Annotated in this window: 13 protein-coding genes; 6 read left to right on the top strand and 7 right to left on the bottom strand. The window is 36.1% G+C overall.

From position 1 onward, the window contains the following. Positions 1–325: 325 nt before the first annotated feature. Positions 326–1,642, top strand: a complete 1,317-nt coding sequence (gene ahcY, locus AO58_RS0112025; RefSeq protein WP_024981943.1) for an adenosylhomocysteinase — start codon at positions 326–328, stop codon at positions 1,640–1,642. A 216-nt stretch (positions 1,643–1,858) separates the two neighbouring features. Here ahcY and AO58_RS0112020 read toward each other — a convergent pair whose 3' ends face one another. Beyond that, positions 1,859–3,601 (bottom strand): APC family permease, encoded by a 1,743-nt coding sequence (locus tag AO58_RS0112020; RefSeq protein ID WP_024981942.1) that lies wholly within the window; start codon positions 3,599–3,601, stop codon positions 1,859–1,861. 251 nt (positions 3,602–3,852) lie between these two features. On the opposite strand from AO58_RS0112020, the gene AO58_RS0112015 reads away from it, so the two are divergent. Beyond that, entirely contained in the window at positions 3,853–6,207 is a 2,355-nt protein-coding gene (locus tag AO58_RS0112015) for a patatin-like phospholipase family protein (RefSeq protein WP_024981941.1), read from the top strand. Between the two features lie 216 nt (positions 6,208–6,423). Here AO58_RS0112015 and rpmA read toward each other — a convergent pair whose 3' ends face one another. Both rpmA and rplU read right to left on the bottom strand, forming a co-directional pair. Beyond that, complete coding sequence (gene rpmA, locus AO58_RS0112010; protein WP_017497241.1) at positions 6,424–6,684, bottom strand: 50S ribosomal protein L27; 261 nt, start codon at positions 6,682–6,684, stop codon at positions 6,424–6,426. 24 nt (positions 6,685–6,708) lie between these two features. Further along, entirely contained in the window at positions 6,709–7,137 is a 429-nt protein-coding gene (rplU, locus tag AO58_RS0112005; RefSeq protein WP_024981940.1) for a 50S ribosomal protein L21, read from the bottom strand. Positions 7,138–7,387: 250 nt separating this feature from the next. On the opposite strand from rplU, the gene AO58_RS0111995 reads away from it, so the two are divergent. Both AO58_RS0111995 and AO58_RS0111990 read left to right on the top strand, forming a co-directional pair. Further along, positions 7,388–8,710, top strand: a complete 1,323-nt coding sequence (locus tag AO58_RS0111995) for a M16 family metallopeptidase (RefSeq protein WP_024981939.1) — start codon at positions 7,388–7,390, stop codon at positions 8,708–8,710. Between the two features lie 14 nt (positions 8,711–8,724). Continuing rightward, a complete protein-coding gene (locus AO58_RS0111990; protein WP_024981938.1) occupies positions 8,725–10,755 on the top strand; it encodes a M16 family metallopeptidase in 2,031 nt (676 codons plus the stop codon). A 198-nt stretch (positions 10,756–10,953) separates the two neighbouring features. Here the strand turns inward: AO58_RS0111990 and AO58_RS0111985 are convergent, their stop codons facing one another. Then, positions 10,954–11,820, bottom strand: a complete 867-nt coding sequence (locus AO58_RS0111985; protein ID WP_024981937.1) for a DMT family transporter — start codon at positions 11,818–11,820, stop codon at positions 10,954–10,956. 108 nt (positions 11,821–11,928) lie between these two features. On the opposite strand from AO58_RS0111985, the gene AO58_RS0111980 reads away from it, so the two are divergent. Then, positions 11,929–12,303 (top strand): heavy-metal-associated domain-containing protein, encoded by a 375-nt coding sequence (locus AO58_RS0111980; protein WP_024981936.1) that lies wholly within the window; start codon positions 11,929–11,931, stop codon positions 12,301–12,303. A 201-nt stretch (positions 12,304–12,504) separates the two neighbouring features. Here the strand turns inward: AO58_RS0111980 and gldD are convergent, their stop codons facing one another. Genes gldD through mutY form a run of 3 tightly spaced genes read right to left on the bottom strand, consistent with a single transcriptional unit; the run spans position 12,505 to position 14,616 of the window. After that, positions 12,505–13,068: a gliding motility lipoprotein GldD gene (gene gldD, locus AO58_RS0111975; RefSeq protein WP_024981935.1), complete on the bottom strand. Its 564-nt coding sequence runs from the start codon at positions 13,066–13,068 to the stop codon at positions 12,505–12,507. A gap of 23 nt (positions 13,069–13,091) precedes the next feature. Continuing rightward, the gene (locus AO58_RS0111970) at positions 13,092–13,529 is read right to left on the bottom strand and encodes a single-stranded DNA-binding protein (RefSeq protein ID WP_024981934.1); all 438 of its coding nucleotides are present in this window, start codon (positions 13,527–13,529) and stop codon (positions 13,092–13,094) included. Positions 13,530–13,572: 43 nt separating this feature from the next. Continuing rightward, positions 13,573–14,616, bottom strand: a complete 1,044-nt coding sequence (gene mutY / locus AO58_RS0111965) for an A/G-specific adenine glycosylase (RefSeq protein ID WP_024981933.1) — start codon at positions 14,614–14,616, stop codon at positions 13,573–13,575. Between the two features lie 135 nt (positions 14,617–14,751). Between mutY and AO58_RS0111960 the strand changes: the two genes are divergently transcribed. Further along, positions 14,752–15,042: an HU family DNA-binding protein gene (locus tag AO58_RS0111960; RefSeq protein ID WP_024981932.1), complete on the top strand. Its 291-nt coding sequence runs from the start codon at positions 14,752–14,754 to the stop codon at positions 15,040–15,042. The last annotated feature ends 364 nt before the right edge of the window (positions 15,043–15,406 follow it).

The following is a 15,406-nucleotide window of genomic DNA, read 5'->3' as shown; positions in this document are numbered from 1 at the left end:
AAATGAAGCCTTTGAGCATAAGCACCAAAAAATTGTAGCTGTTTTGCTCAATTTAACGAAGAAAACTCAAACAATCTGAGTTATTATAACAAATGATGAGCCTGTAAACCATCAGATAGAGTAAAGTATACTATCCTGAAAAGCCAACAATCAATAAAGACGAGCAGCCAGCATCAAAACGAACCACTGAAGTACAAGAACACTACTTTACATAATTTTCTAACGCTTAAGGAATTAAACAATTCACAATTCTAAAAGAAATTGAAATTTTTATAAAGTTATTACGTAAATTTGCAAAAAATTTCAATTTACAAAAAGACTATAAATGAGTACAGCAACTACGCCTTATGTGGCTTACAAAGTGAAAGACATTTCCTTAGCGGCTTGGGGAAGAAAAGAAATCGAATTAGCAGAAGCTGAAATGCCAGGTTTAATGGCGCTTCGTGCAGAATACAAAGACGAACAACCTTTGAAAGGCGCTCGTATTGCAGGATGTTTACACATGACGATTCAAACCGCGGTTTTGATCGAAACTTTGATTGCGCTTGGAGCTGAAGTTACTTGGAGTTCTTGTAACATTTTCTCTACTCAAGATCAGGCTGCTGCTGCTATTGCTGCTGCAGGAATTCAAGTATATGCTTGGAAAGGTCTAAACGAAGAAGATTTTGATTGGTGTATCGAGCAAACTTTATTCTTTGGTGAAGACAAACAACCTTTAAACATGATTTTGGATGACGGTGGAGATTTAACTAATATGGTTATTGATCGTTTCCCAGAATTGGTTGCTGGAATCAAAGGATTGTCTGAAGAAACTACTACTGGAGTTCACAGATTATACGAAAGAGTAAAAGCGGGAACATTACCAATGCCAGCGATCAACGTAAACGACTCAGTTACTAAATCTAAATTTGACAACAAATACGGTTGTAAAGAATCTGCAGTTGATGCAGTTCGTCGTGCAACTGATATTATGTTGGCTGGAAAAAGAGTAATCGTTTGTGGATACGGAGACGTAGGAAAAGGAACAGCTGCTTCTTTTAGAGGTGCTGGATCTATTGTAACGGTAACTGAAATCGATCCAATTTGTGCTTTACAAGCTGCAATGGACGGTTATGAAGTTAAAAAATTAGATACTGTTGTTGGAAATGCTGACATCATCATCACAACTACTGGTAATAAGGACATCGTTTTAGGATCTCATTTTGAAAAAATGAAAGACAAAACTATCGTTTGTAACATCGGACACTTTGATAACGAAATTGATATGGCTTGGTTGAACAAAAACCACGGTGCTTCAAAAATCGAAATCAAACCTCAAGTCGACAAATATACTATCGCTGGAAAAGACATTATCATCTTGGCTGAAGGTCGTTTGGTAAACCTTGGTTGTGCTACAGGTCACCCAAGTTTTGTAATGAGTAACTCATTCACCAACCAAACTTTGGCTCAAATCGAATTATGGAAAAACAGTGCCGCTTACAACAATGAAGTGTACATGTTACCAAAACATTTAGATGAAAAAGTTGCAATGTTGCACTTAGCCAAATTAGGTGTAGAATTAGAGACTTTACGTCCTGATCAAGCAGAATACATTGGAGTAACTGTTGAAGGGCCATTTAAGCCGGAATACTACAGATATTAGTAATTAGTCCTTAGTGATTAATGAATAGCTAACAAACCCTTGCAGAAATGTGAGGGTTTGTTATTTTGGGCGTGACCCTCCGTAAAAACTACGGGTCGGGCTATTCGTTCCAATCTTTTATTCCGCTACGCTACATAAAAGGATTTCCACTGCTATCCCTCACGCAAAAAAAAACAAAAAACACTTTAAAAGAAAAATGAATTTTTACCAATCGCTTTACATAATCAATCTCACCCCACCTAAATCAGCCACTCTATAAGAAAAACGATCTCCAGGCGATCCAATAAACATGAAATTTTTAGGAATTCCCCATTGAACCGATAATTTATCAATAATTTCAGGTCCAAAAACCCCTATAATCTCAACAAATTCAATGTCAATTTCAGGATAAGCTCTATCTAAAACTTCTACATCTTTAATCAACAAATCATTTGACTCTGAGCTGTTTTTTACATTCACGATTTTTAATTTCTTAGTAGATTCATTGTTTTGCACATATTGCATTACTTTATTTAAAATAGCAACATCATCCCCTTTTGTAAAAAACACAAAAGTCTGTGAGTTTACGTTATTATGCATCTGACTCAAATACCGATTACTCAAAACTACAAACTTGCGCAAAGGTTTATAAAAGTATTCCAATGCATCAATACTCACTTTGATCAACATAGAGCGATTAAGCATAATGCTAACCAAAAGTAAAGCTGGTACTAAATAACTTATGAAAGTAAAAAAGGAATTCGTATTCAATTTGATATTCCCAAAAAAAGCAACAACTATAAAACCAACAGCCAAAACCACAGCAATACCTCTAGCTTTTTCAGGTCTAGGTAGCTTTCTCCTTTTGATTTTCAACATCAAATTCCCAATTCCAAATAAGCCCATTACAGCTAAAAATGAAAAAGTGTACACACCTGCCAAAGATTCTAAATGTCCTTTAGTCACAAATAGAACAGATACACATAAAATCAAAAAACCAATAATGATGCGATAATTTGCACCATTTTTATTCTGTTTTAAAAAATAATTAGGCAAAACACGATCTAAAGTCATTCGATTCAGTAAACCAGAAACGCCAACAAAAGAGGTCAACACCGCACCACATAAGACTAAAACAGCATCAATAGAAATCAAAAAAGCCAACCAAGTCCCTCCTGTAGTATGACCCAAATAGGCTAATAATGATTCTTTATGCTCACCTACTTCTGCCAAAGGAATAATACAAATCAGCAACAAAGCTAATACTGGATTAAAAAAACTTACAATTCCCCACATATTTCGCAAGGTTTTTCTAAACACACCAGCTTCTTGCTCCTCTACAAAATTAGAAGAACTTTCAAACCCAGAAATCCCCAACATTGCAGCCGAAAACCCTAAAAACAAAGCCGTAAAAAATCCTCCCGCCTGAAGTGGCATTGCCCAATTAATATGAAAAGTATCCAATCCATTCATCAATAAATACCAAATAGAAACCAAAACCAAAAGACTCAACGTAAACAAATGAATAACGAAAATAATAACCGCAACAAAAGCTGATTCGCCAATCCCCATAATAGCAAGTCCTGTAAAAACAATTAAGACTACCAAAGTTGCTATGGTTACATTAATACTATCCAAAATGCCATGTAAATAATGCATCGCCTCAATAGAGGAAATTACAGCGGTAGCCATATAAGAAAGCACCGTTAAAGTAGCTGCTAATGAGGCTAAGCGTTTGGTTGACGTATTCAATAACACATTATAAGCTCCACCATTTAAAGGAATGGCTCCTACTACTTCGGCATATATTTTTCGAAATAAAAACAAAACAACCGCAACAACTAATAAAGAAATCCAAGCAAATTGACCAGCATACATAATGGTCAATGCAGAAACATACAAACAAGAAGAACTAATATCATTACCACATATAGCAGTGGCTTGTAATTCATTTAATTTTTTATGTATCACTTTCTTCATTCCTTCATTTTTTAATTAATCATTACGAAATTTAAAAATACGTCCATTTTATTAAAAAAATATGACAAGACACAAACTTTAATATAATTAAAACATTTTTAACTATCTGATTATTATTTTAACAAACTAACAAGGACAAAACATACCACAAAATAAATCTAGCTTCTAGAACAAGGAAAAATTATAGCTTCAAGGAAAAAGTACAAGACAAACAAAGTATATTTATACCTTAAAGTGTAAATACAAAAATTATGGTTCATACTTCATATCCAAATTACAAGTTTAATGTTCCAAACAAAGCAATTTGCATTATACTGATACTATTTTGTTTAGGTCACAACAGCCTAATCCAAGGTCTTTACGCACAAAGCAAGAAACCAAAAATAGCATTAGTACTTAGCGGCGGCGGTGCAAAAGGCATTGCCCATATTCCCTTATTACAAGCACTAGATTCTTTGAACATTGTGCCTGATTTGATTATTGGAACAAGTATGGGAAGTATTGTTGGAGGATTATATGCCATGGGGTATTCAGGAGACAGCATCGCCAAAATAGCTAAAAGCACCAAATGGGACGAATTACTTGGTGGCACCATATCACTTAACAATGTAAGTGTTGAAGAGATGGGAGAATTCAATAAATACCTCATCGATATTGATGTTAAAAACTACAGACCTATTTTAAAATCCTCTTTTATCAATGATCAAAATCTTAGAGAATTTCTATCTATAGTAACGTATCCTGCCTTCAAAATTGATCATTTTGACAAGCTTCCAATTCCTTACAGAGCCATAGCGACAGATATTATTAACGGAAAGCTCATGGTTTTAGACCAAGGATCCATAGGCATCGCCATGCGAGCTAGTATGTCAATACCAGGCGTTTTTAAGCCAGTTCCCTACAAAAACACCCTATTAGTTGACGGCGGACTACTCAATAATTTTCCAACAGACGTTGCTAAAAGCATGGGTGCCGATTTCATCATTGGAAGCGATGTAGGCGACGATAAAGTTACCAAAGAACAATTGGAAAATTTATCTACACTTATTTTTCAATCCACCATGTTGATTAGTAATCTTAAAAACGAAAGCAACAAAAAATTATGTGACATTCTTTTAAGTCATTATCCAAATCTAACCTATTCTACTGCTGATTTCGGCGCAAGCAACACCATTTATGAGGAAGGAAAAGTTGCTACTCATCAAAATTTACCTGCCTTAATAGCGCTTGCTAAAAAACTCGAAGCTTATCCTACACAAAAAAAATCTCTCCCAAAAACAGAAGACACATTCCAATTAGACAGCCTTATTTTTAATAATTTCAGCACTGAAAACATACCCTTAGTACAAAAGCGAGCTGCCCTGAAATCAGGCGAAAAGTACACCATCAATGACATAGCCAATGGTATAAAAAAAGCAATAGGAACTAACTTATTTAACAACATTACTTACAATACATACTCAAAAGACAGTACAAGTGTTTTAGAAATGAACGCCTCTGAATTTTATAAAAATCAAATCAAGGCTTCGATACATTTTGACACATTTAGAGGATTTGGAGCCGTCATGAATTATACCGGACGAAACATCTTTGGAACATCGTCACGGTTTTTAATCACCGCTGATATTGCTCAACAACCCCGAATTAGAGCGCAATATCAAAAAATTATTGGAAAAGAAAAAAATTGGTGGTGGCGCTCAGAAGCCTATGCGCACCGCTTGACTCAAAGTGTGTATATTGGCAATAAAGTTGCTGATAACCTACAATTCAATCAGGTAGAACTTTGCAATGACTTCAACCGTAACATTAATTCATTAAAAAGCTATTTTGGCTTTGGGCTCAACTACAAATTTACCCATTTACGCCCAAAAACTGATCCGGGATTTAATACCGTTTTCACATTAAGTAGCTATTATTTGAATCTCATAGAAATGAATGTCCATTACTCCATGAACAATCTTAACAAGTTACATTTTGCCTCCACAGGAAACAAACTTTATGTAGAATTATCTCGCACGCTTCATCTAGATGCTGATATTAATTTTGCCGAAAAAAATCTTGAAAATTATAGTGGCCAATTAAAATCATTCACAAAATTCATGGTTACCTATGAAAACAGAGTTCCATTGAATGAAAAAAATGTAATAGTCATGGAAGGAAGTGCAGGATTCATGTTTGAGGATTCAAAAAAACAAGAATCATCTTCGGAGTTTGGGTATAGTTCTAAATTTTTCTTAGGAGGATATTCGCCTAACACTTTAAAAAACAGTGTAACATTTGCTGGCTTGCAAGAAAATGAACTTAATTTAAGTCAATTCGTAAAAGCTAATTTGAGTTTACAAACCAATTTAGCACCAAAATTATACTTAACACCCCATTTGGATGTAGCAATTGTCGGGTTTAGAGATTTTAAAGAATTCAAAAACAACTTTCTAACCCATCAAGCAAATTGGCAGAACAGGGAGCAAACAGGTCTCATATACTCAAGTGGAGCCACGATCTCATACAACACCTTTCTTGGGCCCATAACATTTGACGCTTCCTATGCAAAAAATAATAACTTCCGATTGTTTTTTAGTATTGGTCTTTTATTCAATCCTTCTTAACAGAACCTATCAAACTACTACTCTAAAATCTTACAAGCAAAAAGTTCCCATTGACTTTCGTTAAAGATGAAAAAAGTGGAAATACTATATTTTATGATAGTCTAGAGATAAGCTATCAAAACTACAAAATAGCAAGACGGTATATATTGCATTTTGTCACAACAAAAAAAACCTATCCGAATGGATAGGTTTTTTTTGATAACATTCTTATGTTAACTATGCTTCGAATGGAAGAATAGAAACGTATGATTTGTTGTCTTTTTTCTTTTGGAACTTCACAACTCCAGCTACTCTTGCGTGTAATGTGTGATCTTTACTGATGTAAACATTTTCACCTGGATTGTGTTTAGAACCTCTTTGTCTTACGATGATGTTCCCAGCAATAGCAGCTTGACCACCAAAAATCTTAACGCCTAAACGTTTTGATTCTGATTCTCTACCATTCTTAGAACTACCGACACCTTTCTTGTGAGCCATGACGTATTGGTTTTAATATTGTTATTATTCTTTTGTATCTTCTTTTTTAGCTTTTGGAGCTTTTTTTACTTTAGGAGCTGGCGCTTCTTCAGTTGTAGCTTCAACAGCTGCTTTTTTTGGAGCTGCTTTTTTAGCTGTTCCACCTGCAGTAATACCTTCAATTACAATTTGAGTAAGATATTGTCTGTGACCATTTCTCTTTTTGTATCCTTTTCTTCTTTTCTTTTTGAAAACGATAACTTTATCTCCTTTTAAGTGTTGTAACACTTTAGCTTCTACAGAAGCACCTTCTATAGCTGGGGCGCCTAAAGTTACATTTCCATTATCGTCTAATAAAAGAACTTTGTCAAAAGAAACTTTTGAACCTTCTTCATTAGCCAAACGGTGAACATAAACCTTTAAGTCTTTGCTTACTTTGAATTGTTGCCCTGCTATCTCTACGATTGCATACATACCAAATTGATTTATTGATTTTTAAGGTTGCAAATATACAACTAAAAATCATTCCTGCAATTTAAACATAAAAAAAAAATCAAACCAACCCTAAAGCCTGACAAACAAGACTTTTACACAAATACAACAGATGTTAAAATAAGCTAAAAACAAGATATTTTTTACAAGAAATGATTAAAAAAACTACATTTGATGTAACAATTACAATTCAAAACCCACCAATAGAAAAATTAAACTATTACGTAACCTTATGAAAAAAACAATAATGGCATTGAGTAGCGCATTGATGCTTGGCGGCGTAGCCTCGGCACAAAAAGTAGCTTTTGAAGAATACGACTTAGATAATGGTATGCATGTCATTTTGCATCATGATCCGTCTGCTCCAGTAGCAATTACATCGGTAATGTATCATGTTGGATCAAAAGACGAAAAACCAGATCGTACTGGTTTTGCTCACTTCTTCGAACATTTGTTATTTGAAGGAACTGAAAACATCAAACGTGGAGAATGGTTCAAGATTGTAACGGCTAACGGAGGTGTAAACAACGCCAATACATCAGACGACAGAACCTATTATTACGAAGTTTTTCCTTCTAACAACCTAGAATTAGCCCTTTGGATGGAATCCGAAAGATTATTGCACCCAGTAATCAACAAAATTGGCGTGGACACGCAAAACGAAGTTGTAAAAGAGGAAAAAAGAACCCGAATGGACAACCAACCTTATGGCCGATTCCAAGCGGTAGTAAAAGAAAACCTATTCAAAAAACACCCTTACCGTTGGGCAACAATTGGTTCTATGGAACATTTAGATGCGGCCACTTTAGAAGAATTCCAAGCCTTCAACAAAAAATTCTACATTCCTAATAATGCTGTTTTGGTTGTAGCTGGTGATTTCAAAAAAGACCAAGCCAAAAAATGGATTCAACAATATTTCGGTGCTATCCCAAAAGGAGCTCCAATCAAAAGAGAACAATTCATCGAAGAGCCTATAACCGAAACTATAAAAGCAAGATTTGAAGACAGCAACATTCAAATTCCAGCGATTGTTGCCGCTTACAGAACCCCGTCCATGAAAACAAGAGATGCACGTGTTTTAGATCTTATCTCTTCTTATTTAAGCGATGGTAAAAGCTCGAAATTGTATAAAAAAATTGTTGACGACAAAAAGATCGCTCTACAAGTTGGCGCATTTAGCAACAGTCAAGAAGATTACGGCATGTATATTTTGTACGGTTTACCCATGGGAAGCAACACCGCAACCGATATTTTAAGAGAAATTGACGAAGAAATTACAAAATTACAAACCGAACTTATCTCTGAAAAAGACTATCAAAAACTGCAAAATAAATTCGACAATAATTTTGTAAGCTCAAATGCTTCAATCGAAGGAATCGCCGAAAACCTTGCCAGTTATTATATGTTGTATGGCGACATCAACCTAATCAATACCGAAATCGAAATGATTCACTCCATTACCAGAGAAGAAATAAGAGACGTTGCCAAAAAGTATTTGAATACCAATCAACGTTTAGTTTTAGATTACGTACCAGCTGCCGAAAAAACCAAATAATCAGACCAATCACTATGAAAAACATAAGTATTCTCTTAACCCTATTTTTTGTCACCGGAATAATGCAAGCGCAAAATAGACCTCAACCCACTCCTGGAGCCGCTCCAATAGTTCAAATTAAAAAACCACAAAGTTTTGTCCTCAAAAACGGACTTAAAGTAATGATTGTGGAAAACCATAAACTCCCAAGAGTATCTTTCACCTTAACACTTGACAACCCTCCTTTTACTGAAGGCGCTAAAAAAGGTGTAGACGATCTAACCAGCAGCTTACTGGGTAATGGTAGTCAAAAAACAACCAAAGATGCCTTTAACGAAGAAATTGATTTCTTAGGCGCCAATATTAATTTTTCTTCTCAAGGGGCCTCTGCAAGCGCACTATCAAAATATGCTGGACGTGTCTTAGAATTGCTAGCCGAAGGCGCGTTATATCCAAAATTCACCCAAGAAGAATTTGATAAAGACAAAGCCAAAATCATCGAAGGATTGAAAGCCAATGAAAAAAGTGCCGAAGCCATTTCTGGTCGCGTTGTCGATGTATTGGCCTTTGGAAAAAATCATCCCACTGGAGAATTCGTAACCGAAGAAACATTGAAAAACGTAACCCTTGCTGATGTTCAAAGCAATTACGCAACGTACTTTGTGCCAGAAAATGCGTATTTGGTAATCATAGGCGACATCAAATTCAAGGAAACCAAAGCTACAGTCGAAAAACTATTTGGTGCTTGGGAGAAAAAAACCATCACCAAAACCGAGTACACAGCCAACCCCAATGTTAATCAACTACAAATTAACTTGATCGACGTTCCTAATGCCGTGCAATCTGTAATTTCGTTGGTCAATACGGTGACTTTAAAAATGAACGACCCTGATTTTTTTCCAGCAGTAATTGCGAATCAAATTTTAGGAGGCGATTTCAATTCGTATTTGAACATGAATTTAAGAGAAAAACATGCTTGGACTTACGGCGCACGTTCAGAAATTGGAACCGGAAAATATGTTACCAAATTTGTAGCCACTTCAGCTGTTCGTAATGCGGTTACTGACAGTGCCGTAGTAGAATTCATCAAAGAAATCAAAAAAATCAGAACCGAAAAAGTAGATGCTGAAGTCTTGAAAAACGTTAAAGCAGGATACATTGGTCGTTTTGTAATGCAAGTTCAAAAACCACAAGCCGTGGCGCGCTATGCCTTAAACATCGAAACAGAGCAACTTCCAGCCGATTTTTATGAAAAATACATCCAAACGATCAACGCGGTAACCGCAGACGACATTCTTCGTGTAGCCAATAAATACTTCCTTATAGACAACAACCGCATTGTCGTTGTTGGCAAAGCAAGCGAAGTAACACCTGGATTAGAAACACTAAAATTGCCAATGTACTTTTTTGACAAATATGGTACTCCTATTGAAAAGCCAGTCACCAAAAAAGAAATTCCAGCAGGAGTTACTTCCAAAAACGTTTTAGAAAACTACATTAAAGCGATTGGTGGAAAAGAAGCTTTAAAAAAGGTAAAATCAATCGTTACTGTTGCCTCTGGGTCAGTTCAAGGCACAACTGTTGAGATGACTTCAAAAATAACCTCAGACAAAAAATTGAGTGTAGAAATGAAAGCTGGAGGAGTGACCATGATGAAAAGAGTCTTAGGAGACAAATCAGGATACGCGATTCAACAAGGCCAACGCAAAGACCTCTCCATCGAAGAGTTTAAAGAAAAGAAAGCCGACATGAATCCTTTTGACGAATTACCTTTACTTGACAAAGTCAGCATCAAATTAGCAGGAATAGAATCCATAAACGGTACAGATGCTTACGCTATCAAAGACGGCCAATCTACACTTTATTATGACACTCTAAACTTCTTCAAAATCGCAGAAAGTAAAACTTCGGAAAGAGGAACTCAAACCACCTACTTCAATGATTATAAAGAAGTCAAAGGCATAAAATTTCCACATACAACAATAATGAACATTGGCATAGAGCTTCAACTTACTACCTCTTCAATACAAATCAACGAAGGCGTAACTGATGTCGATTTTCAATAATCACAATATCTTATATATCAAAAAGACTGCTTTCATCAGCAGTCTTTTTTCGTTTATACTATTTTTGGCGTGACCCCATTTACCAAAAGAGGCATATGACTAGCGTGCTATACGCCTCTTTTGGCAACTGCGGTCGGGCTATACGCGTTACTTTGGTAACTAGCTTCTATCCCTCACGCAAACCCACTTAAACAACACCTATTTTCTAGCCGACAAATACACCCCAACCAAAACGATAAAAGCTCCAAAAAGCTGCACAGGTGTTAATAACTCTTGGTCTAACATTCCCCAAAAGAAAGCTACCACTGGAATCAAATACGTAACCGAAGTCGCAAAAACAGGCGACGAAATCTGAATCAGTTTAAAGAAAATAATATTAGCAATACCAGTTCCCAAAACTCCCAAAATCAAAATATACAAAACCGATTCTTGAACTTCCGCCCCATAAGTCATAGCGAAAAAATCAGTACTATATAATACAGCCAACGCTGGAAAAAGCAAAACCAAAAAATTACCCGTTGTAATACTCAACGGAGGCAAATCCGATAAATATTTTTTAATCAAATTGACATTTGTAGCATAGCAAATCGAAGCAATCAATACTAAGAAAGCGTAATAATAGTTTTGATTAGGATGATGCACCGCACCATTCCAAATCAACAAAGCACTACCTACTAAACCAATCAAGACTCCAAAAATTTGATTACGTCTAAAATCCAACCCAAAGAAAAGTGCTCCAATCAACAAAGTATTCAAAGGTGTTAAGGAATTCAGAATAGAACTTATAGAACTATCTATTTGCGTTTGTGCAATAGCAAACAAATACGCTGGAATGAAGGTCCCAAACAAAGAAGTCAAAGCAATATACTTCCATTGATGGTGGGGTATTTTAACCAAACTTCTAAAACCAATCAACAACAAAAACAGCGCAGCAAAAATGATACGCAACGACCCTAACTGAAAAGCCGTTAAGCCGACCAATCCCTTTTTGATCAAGATAAACGAACTGCCCCAAATGAGCGCTAACAAAAACAAGAAACCCCATTTGAATTGTTTAGAAACCATAGTCTGAATTTTAAACCAAAAATGAAACATTTTTTTTGAACCTTCGGTACCTTTTTTGATTAATTTTGTGCCAATCCATTTTATAAAAACAACTTCAAATCAACAACAATGCATATCAACAAAACATTTGCCGCACTTGCCATTGCCAGTATTTTCATGGTAGGTTGTAAAAACGAAACTAAAGTATCCCAACCCGAAGCTACTGTAGTCGAAGCACCAAAAGAGAAAAAACCAATCGAAGCAGCTAACCTACAAACCGCAAACATGGCCATTGAAGGAATGACTTGTGCGATGGGTTGTGCTAAAACGATCGAGAAAAAATTAGCTGAATCAGAAGGTGTAGAAAAAGCAACAGTAGATTTTGACAAAAAGTTAGCCACTATCTCTTTTGACAAGACGGTTCAAAATCCAGAGACGTTAACTAAAATAATAGAAGGTGTTGCCGATGGCAAAACATACAAGGTAGTAAACACCAAGTCATAGTTTACATTATACCTCATAAAAAAAGCATTCGCCATAAACGAATGCTTTTTTTGTATTTTAAATTCTTTCTTATGAAAAACAAAAAGTTGTTTTTAGCCCTGATGGGAGTGGCATCCTTTGCCGCCGGGGTTCGGCGGGAAAGATAGAACGGACAGCAGGAGGAGTCGTTCTTAAAAAAACAATAGTGCTGCTCCTAAAAAACTACTTCCACTTTAGGGTTTCTAACAAACGTTTCATATCGTCACGAACATAACTTGCGGCGGGCATCACAGAATCAAAATTGGGCTTGGCGTAAAAATAGATCGATCCCGTCACGAAATGCTTGGTGCTATCGGTGGCATAAAATTGCGAGTTCGTTGCTGCATTGCCATCGACTTGATAAAACATGCCATACACCTTTTTTTCTGGATTGATAAAAGGCTGCTCCAAGATATCATCGGCTTTGATGACGTGTTCATAGGTTAGCTTTTGTGCATCGCGCAATAACTCTTTTACGTTGTTCCGAACCGGTTTGTAGGTCAAATAAATAGTCGCTTTCATTTTCGGGTAGGTAATGGTGAAACCACAACCGGATTGGCCAGCAACTACGGCTGCCTCGTTCATTTCGAACGAAAAAGGACATGTGTTTTGCACTTGGGCGTAGGTGGCCTCGGGATAATCTAAGCGCAAATAGCCCGCTGGCTTGGGTAATACCTCGTTTTTACAACCTACAACGCTCAACACTATAATGCTTACTCCTAAAAGTATACTGATTCTATTTTTCATTTTCACTTACCTTGCAACTTTGCTTAAAACGGTAAATCGTTTATGGGCAAACTGCCGTTTGAGGGGTCAAAGTTAGTATTTTTTGGGGATTCTGGAACGGGATTCGTTTTGTTATTCGGATCCTTTTTGGTCGTCAAAAATGTAAATTCGGTGACTTGAATTTCGGTAGTGGATTTGGTCGTGCCATCTTCGGCTTGCCATTGGCGTGATTTGATACGGCCTTCTACATAAATCTTATCGCCTTTGGAAAGGTATTTTTCGCAGATTTCTGCAGCTTTGTTGCGCACTACCAAGTTATGCCATTCGGTTGACGTGATTTTCTCGTTGGTCGTTTTATTAATATAGACTTCGTTAGTAGCCAATTGAAAGCGCCCGATACAATTGCCCCCTTCAAAATAATGCATTTTAATGTCGTCTCCTAGATGTCCTATCAACATCACTTTGTTTAATGTTCCGCTCATAGTTTTAGTGGTATTTCAATCAAAGATACATTATTTTTTAAAGTTATTTTAAAACCTCCTCTCCAATAAAGTTATGGATCACTATAGGAAAGGGAAAGGCTTTTAACTGCTCTGCACCTACTCCATCGACCAAAGTATCAGAAAGCCTTACTTTCCAAAACTTAATATACAAATGCTGATGCGATAATTTATGCACGATACTTATAGGATTTATCTCTTCAATACTAACCACAGAATTCCCAAAAGAAGCGTCGGCCTGAATTAAGGGAGCAATGGTTTCGAAACCTTCTACTTGTTGGGTTTCGATCAAAGGGAACTCGTATAAATTAAACCAAATTCCTTTGTCTGTACGCTGTTGCAGTTTCGTTTTCCCACTACTATCGTTGAGTACTATATAATTAAAGTAACGATACGTAACTTTTAATTTTTTGGATTTAAATGGTAAAGTGCCAATCAACCCTTTCTGCAAGGCGACACAACTACTATTAAAAACACACTCGCTACATGTTGGACTTTTCGGCACACATTGCAGCGCACCAAACTCCATTATGGCTTGATTAAAAAGTGCGGGTTGGTCTTTAGGCAGTAACTCAGCAGCCAAAGCGGTAAATTCTTTTTTGGTTTTACCGAGACTGATATCAGAATCAATCCCAAAATACCGAGACAAAACACGAAACACGTTTCCATCGACTACAGGCACAGCTTCATTGTAAGCAAAAGAAGCAATTGCCGCTGCGGTATATTCACCCACACCTTTTAATTCCAATAGTCCTTTATACGAATTTGGGAATACTCCTTGTAGCTCCTCAGTAATATGTTTCGCGGCTTGGTGCAAATTTCTAGCTCTTGAATAATACCCTAAGCCCTGCCAAAGTTTAAGCACTTGTTGTTCATCGGCCTGCGCCAAATGTTTAACTGTAGGAAATTGATTAAAAAAAGAGTAAAAATATGGCATTCCTTGCGCTACACGAGTCTGTTGAAGTATTATTTCTGAGAGCCAAATTGGGTATGGATCAGAGGTATTTCGCCAAGGCAAATCGCGTTTATTTTGTAAATACCACTGAATAAGAACATTAGAAAAAGTCATTGTAAAAAATTTGTAAGCAAAAGTAAAAGTTTATGTAATTAAATTTTAACGAATTAGGTTGATTTATTGTTTTTTAAATTCATATATTTGCATCCTCAAAAAAAAACAGTACAACATATTAAATAAGGAAAGAAAATGACGAAAGCAGATATCGTAGCGAAGATTTCAGAAAAACTAGGTCTTGAAAAAGGAGATGTTCAAGCGACAGTTGAAACGTTTATGAATGAAGTTAAAACTTCATTAGAAACTGGAGACAATGTGTATCTAAGAGGTTTTGGAAGCTTTATCGTAAAAACTAGAGCAGAGAAAACAGGAAGAAATATTTCCAAAAACACCACCATCAAAATTCCAGCGCACAACATTCCTGCTTTTAAACCAGCAAAAGTGTTCGTAGAAGGTGTAAAAACAAACAACGAAGCAAAATAGTCAATTAATTAATCATAAAAATTTCAGAATATGCCAAGTGGTAAAAAAAGAAAGAGACATAAGGTAGCAACGCACAAACGTAAAAAAAGAGCGAGAGCTAACCGTCATAAAAAGAAAAAGTAGTTTTAAACTACTTTTTTCTTTTTAAAAGTTCATTGAAATTTGAATTTCAGACATTAGATTTCAGACTTCAGATGGCAGCTTAAACTGCATACTGCTCCCTGAATACTGCCGACTGAAACTTCATCCGGGTCAAACCTGTTAAATATTGTTTAATCCATCCTTACAATTAGCCATTAGCTATTAGCTTATAGCTCTTAGCATTTCATATTTGCTAAAAGCTAAAAAGCCAAAAGCCAAAAGC

Source organism: Flavobacterium succinicans LMG 10402 (assembly GCF_000611675.1).
In the GTDB taxonomy this organism is placed as follows: domain Bacteria; phylum Bacteroidota; class Bacteroidia; order Flavobacteriales; family Flavobacteriaceae; genus Flavobacterium; species Flavobacterium succinicans.
Note: the sequence above shows the minus strand (reverse complement) of the source record. Positions and strands in the feature narration are given on the sequence as shown.

What these genes read in the sequence shown, in the direction of transcription:
- AO58_RS0111980 (WP_024981936.1), top strand. Translation starts at nt 11,929, where the DNA reads ATGCATATCAACAAAACATTTGCCGCACTTGCCATTGCCAGTATTTTC.
- rplU (WP_024981940.1), bottom strand. Translation starts at nt 7,137, where the DNA reads ATGTATGCAATCGTAGAGATAGCAGGGCAACAATTCAAAGTAAGCAAA.
- AO58_RS0111970 (WP_024981934.1), bottom strand. Translation starts at nt 13,529, where the DNA reads ATGAGCGGAACATTAAACAAAGTGATGTTGATAGGACATCTAGGAGAC.
- AO58_RS0111960 (WP_024981932.1), top strand. Translation starts at nt 14,752, where the DNA reads ATGACGAAAGCAGATATCGTAGCGAAGATTTCAGAAAAACTAGGTCTT.
- AO58_RS0112015 (WP_024981941.1), top strand. Translation starts at nt 3,853, where the DNA reads ATGGTTCATACTTCATATCCAAATTACAAGTTTAATGTTCCAAACAAA.
- ahcY (WP_024981943.1), top strand. Translation starts at nt 326, where the DNA reads ATGAGTACAGCAACTACGCCTTATGTGGCTTACAAAGTGAAAGACATT.
- AO58_RS0111990 (WP_024981938.1), top strand. Translation starts at nt 8,725, where the DNA reads ATGAAAAACATAAGTATTCTCTTAACCCTATTTTTTGTCACCGGAATA.
- AO58_RS0111985 (WP_024981937.1), bottom strand. Translation starts at nt 11,820, where the DNA reads ATGGTTTCTAAACAATTCAAATGGGGTTTCTTGTTTTTGTTAGCGCTC.
- mutY (WP_024981933.1), bottom strand. Translation starts at nt 14,616, where the DNA reads ATGACTTTTTCTAATGTTCTTATTCAGTGGTATTTACAAAATAAACGC.
- AO58_RS0112020 (WP_024981942.1), bottom strand. Translation starts at nt 3,601, where the DNA reads ATGAAGAAAGTGATACATAAAAAATTAAATGAATTACAAGCCACTGCT.
- gldD (WP_024981935.1), bottom strand. Translation starts at nt 13,068, where the DNA reads ATGAAAAATAGAATCAGTATACTTTTAGGAGTAAGCATTATAGTGTTG.
- rpmA (WP_017497241.1), bottom strand. Translation starts at nt 6,684, where the DNA reads ATGGCTCACAAGAAAGGTGTCGGTAGTTCTAAGAATGGTAGAGAATCA.
- AO58_RS0111995 (WP_024981939.1), top strand. Translation starts at nt 7,388, where the DNA reads ATGAAAAAAACAATAATGGCATTGAGTAGCGCATTGATGCTTGGCGGC.